This window comes from Oleiphilus sp. HI0128 (assembly GCF_001635365.1).
In genome coordinates, this window is record NZ_LWGG01000901.1 from 1 (window position 1) to 3,624 (window position 3,624).

General features: G+C 45.6%; 3 protein-coding genes. All 3 read right to left on the bottom strand.

Going from position 1 to position 3,624, the window contains the following annotated elements; all coding sequences use genetic code 11:
* Positions 1-119 precede the first annotated feature (119 nt).
* The 3 genes from A3763_RS14665 to istA all read right to left on the bottom strand — a co-directional run bounded on the left by A3763_RS14665 (position 120) and on the right by istA (position 3,319).
* The gene (locus A3763_RS14665) at positions 120-788 is read right to left on the bottom strand and encodes a site-specific integrase (RefSeq protein ID WP_068633465.1); all 669 of its coding nucleotides are present in this window, start codon (positions 786-788) and stop codon (positions 120-122) included.
* A 188-nt stretch (positions 789-976) separates the two neighbouring features.
* Positions 977-1,735, bottom strand: coding sequence for an IS21-like element helper ATPase IstB (gene istB, locus A3763_RS14670; protein WP_068510153.1), 759 nt, complete (start codon positions 1,733-1,735; stop codon positions 977-979).
* A gap of 30 nt (positions 1,736-1,765) precedes the next feature.
* On the bottom strand, positions 1,766-3,319 hold the full coding sequence (istA, locus tag A3763_RS14675; protein ID WP_068567406.1) for an IS21 family transposase: 1,554 nt from the start codon (positions 3,317-3,319) through the stop codon (positions 1,766-1,768).
* Positions 3,320-3,624 lie beyond the last annotated feature (305 nt).

A 3,624-nucleotide genomic window follows, 5' to 3' on the forward strand; every position in this document is an offset into this window, starting at 1 on the left:
AGTACCCTAATTCATGACGATTAGGCCAAAGCTAAATTGCACCACCAACGGCAAGTTATGGCACTAGATAGACTATCACCTACTTATAAATTATTTCTTCAGCACGCATTCAAAACCAACTAAAGAGCTTCTTCATACATTTCAGAAAGTCGCTTTTTACTGATCGTGACATAAAACAATACCTGCTCGTGGTTGCTATGACCAAGTATTCGTGCAGCCTGTTTAAGGCTTATTCCTTTATCAATAATCGCGTTAGTGATAAGCGATTTTCGCCCTGTGTGAGAAGACGCATTATGAAAACCTGCCTTCGTGTAAATAGCTCTAATCAAGTGCTCCAGCGAATCACACGCCCTATAGGATTTAATGGAGCCATCATACATAACCCGCTTTTTCTCTGTCATGGCATAACGTCTACCCCGATTGTTATATAAGAATCTGCTGTTTGGATTTAATCCCTGGTATTGAGCGCTACCAATGACTGTTCCCCACTTTTTCTTAAGGCGATACTCAATCCAATCCTGGATTATTTCGCGACTTACTGGATTAGTAAGCCAAATAGTTCGTGGCTTAAGGCGCTTACAGATCTTGGCAGGAAGATGAATTTCTTTTCTTAATTCACCTGTAGAGTTTAAAAGAGATCCAGTTTCGATTAATGCGATTTCACTGACTCGCATAGCAGCATGAGAGAGAACCAGAGCGCAGCGCTTACCCTCTTTGTGAGTCATCAGATTTGCGACCGCAAGAGCGTGTCGAATTTCTTTCTTGGATAAAGCTTCAGCTTTACTCATGTCTGTATTTTCCCTTGTAGTACGAAGATACAGACAAAGCATTATCGGCCCTGTCTAAGAAGACTAACACACTAAGTTTATTGGCTTCCACGGAAAATCCCTACCCTGTGCGTATTCCGCTAAAACTGATCAGCCGTTGCGCTGAACGTGATCACTTGTTTCCCATCCATGCATCGTGAGTTGTCTTTTTACTTCAAGTGATCATCTTCAGTCAACGAAGTTAGTACTTTTCTCATCGATTCTCCTTTTAAGTTAAGTTTGTGAGCGTTATGCAGTAGCCGGTCTAATATGGCGTCAGCCAAGGTCGGATCGTCGATAAATTTATGCCACTTCGTCATCGGTAATTGGCTAGTCACTATGGTCGATTTACTGTTGTGGCGATCTTCCATAATTTCGAGTAGATCATTTTTTTGAGGCTGTGTTAAAGCCTCCAAGCCCCAGTCATCGATAATTAGAACATCAGCCTTGGCTATTTGGTTTAAGAGTCTTAGGTAGCTACCATCGCCGTGTGAGATGGTCAGCTGCTCGAACAACCGCGAGGCTCTGAAGTATCGTACTTGATAACCGTGCAGACAGGCATGATGTCCTAATGCACAAGCAAGATAGGTTTTTCCGCAGCCTGTTGGTCCCGTCATTACCAGATTTTGCCCTTTGCTTATCCAGGTATTGCTTTGCAAGCCCGCGACTGTACTTTGCTTTAAGCCACGTGGGTGGCTGTAGTCGATATCTTCCATTCTAGCGGTGACCTTGAAGCGAGCAGCCTTGAGCAATCGTTGTAAGCGTTTGTCGTGCCGGTAAGTCACTTCTTGTTGTACTGCTAGGTTAATTCGTTCGGCGAAGCTAAGCTCTTCATAGGTATTGGGTTGATTAAACTGCATCTCTAGTGCTTCGGCTAAACCGGTTAACTTGAGCTGTCGAAGTTGCTGTAAGCTTTGTGTTTCTAACATGTTTTTTCCTATTGGTTTTGGGGTGGGTTTTTAGTGGTAGTAATCAGCGCCGCGCACGTTACGATGAGTCTCTGTTTGAGGTGATGGCGAAGTCTGAGGTGATAATGGAAGTGGCAGTTGATCCATATTGCTTTCTAATATGGACTTAATATTTGCCAGTCGTCGGGCATTGATATGCTGAGCCCGTAAGCAAGCGGCTTCTAATCTTTCTGGTGTGTATTGTTTTGCCAGATTCAGTAAACCCAAGCAGACTCGATAAGCTTGTTCGGGTACCTTCTTTTGTTCGAGTAGGTTTAGTACGATGGATTGCGTTGCAGGCCCGATTCGAGCGCCCCAAGAGATCAGTCTCTCCGGCGTCCAGGCTTGGTGCTTTCGATGGGGCTCAGGCATGTGGTGAGCATTGGTGGTAAAACCCCCTTGGCGCAAGCTCCTAGCATGTCGTGCAACCTGTTTTCCTTTGAAGAAAATAGCAACGCTATCTTGGCTTGCTTGGGCTTCTACTTGAGACTTCACCAGATGATGAGGTACTGAGTAATAATGCTTGTCGAACTCTATGTGGTAGTCGATATTAACGCGTGCAAGTTTGAACTCGACATACTCATAATGCTTCGCGGGAAGCGATTTAAGCGCTGGCTTATCCAAGGCTTCAAATTGACTTAAGCGGGAACCCGGTAGTTTCTTAAAGGCACGGCGGTTAAGGTCATCTAGCAAGACCTTAATAGTCTGATTTAGATCTGCCAGCGTGAAGAAGGTTTGATGTCGTAGTCGAGCCAGTATCCAGCGCTGCACGATCAATACCGCGTTTTCTGCTTTTGCTTTATCCTTGGGCTTGAGTGGCCTAGCGGGAATGATCGCCGTTTTATAATGTGATGCCATGTGCTGGTAGCTCACATTGATACCGGGGTCATAACGAGCTGGCTTGCTGACAGCACTGCGTAACTGGTCAGGCACAACGATCTCCGGTACGCCGCCAAAGAACTCAAAGGCTTTCACATGTGCGTTAATCCAGTCGGCTTTGCGTTGCGTCCATGACGCCATTGCGAAGGTGTAGTTACTCGCGCCAAGTATGGCTACAAAGATCTCAGCTGAACGGATCTCGCCAGTATCCGGGTTAACGATAGGTACCGTGGCCCCGCTGTAATCCACAAACATTTTTTCACCGGCAAGGTGAATCTGGCGCATGGAGCGCTTTTGCTTAGAACGCCATTCACGATAGTAGCCGCAATATTGCGAATACTGATAGCCCGCGTCGCCATGTATTTGCTTATATTCCTCCCACAACAATTGCTTGGTAACGCCTTTGCGCTTGAGTTCTTGGTGAATGGCAGCGCAATCAGGCATAACCCGACCATGGCGCGTATTGATCTTGGCGTCGGGGAATAATAAACGTTCTAGTTCATTGTCAGTCATCTCTATTGGAAGTGGCCAGGTTAGCCCAACATCAACCGCTCTTTTTCCATAAGTGGAAACAGTGCCTACGCCGATTCCTAAGCTGCGGGCAATATTTCGATGACTCAGTTTTGCCTCGAGTTTGAGGCGGAGAATATCTTTAATGTGTCGCATTGCTAATCTCTTGTTTGGCATCGTACTCTCGGCTTAAAAGCGCTAAGAATAACGTGCTCGACAAATTGAGTTTCAATGCATGGAAGGAGTTTGTGATTGATGGTGATCAGTCGTTGCGATTACTCGATCACCGTTTGCGATAACGGCGTTTTTCAAGGTAGTTGTCGCCTGAGCATTTAAGCTGCTTGTTTTTCCTTCTCCGGGTTCAACTTAACGTCACCCACTTTCTCCCAGTTCCGCGTAGCTTTTGACCACCTTATTTGGTTCTTTCTTTTCATCTTGCGATAAAGCTCATCCCTCTTCGATAATATTTCTTCATCCAGACC

What these genes read in the sequence shown, in the direction of transcription:
- A3763_RS14665 (WP_068633465.1), bottom strand. Translation starts at nt 788, where the DNA reads ATGAGTAAAGCTGAAGCTTTATCCAAGAAAGAAATTCGACACGCTCTT.
- istB (WP_068510153.1), bottom strand. Translation starts at nt 1,735, where the DNA reads ATGTTAGAAACACAAAGCTTACAGCAACTTCGACAGCTCAAGTTAACC.
- istA (WP_068567406.1), bottom strand. Translation starts at nt 3,319, where the DNA reads ATGCCAAACAAGAGATTAGCAATGCGACACATTAAAGATATTCTCCGC.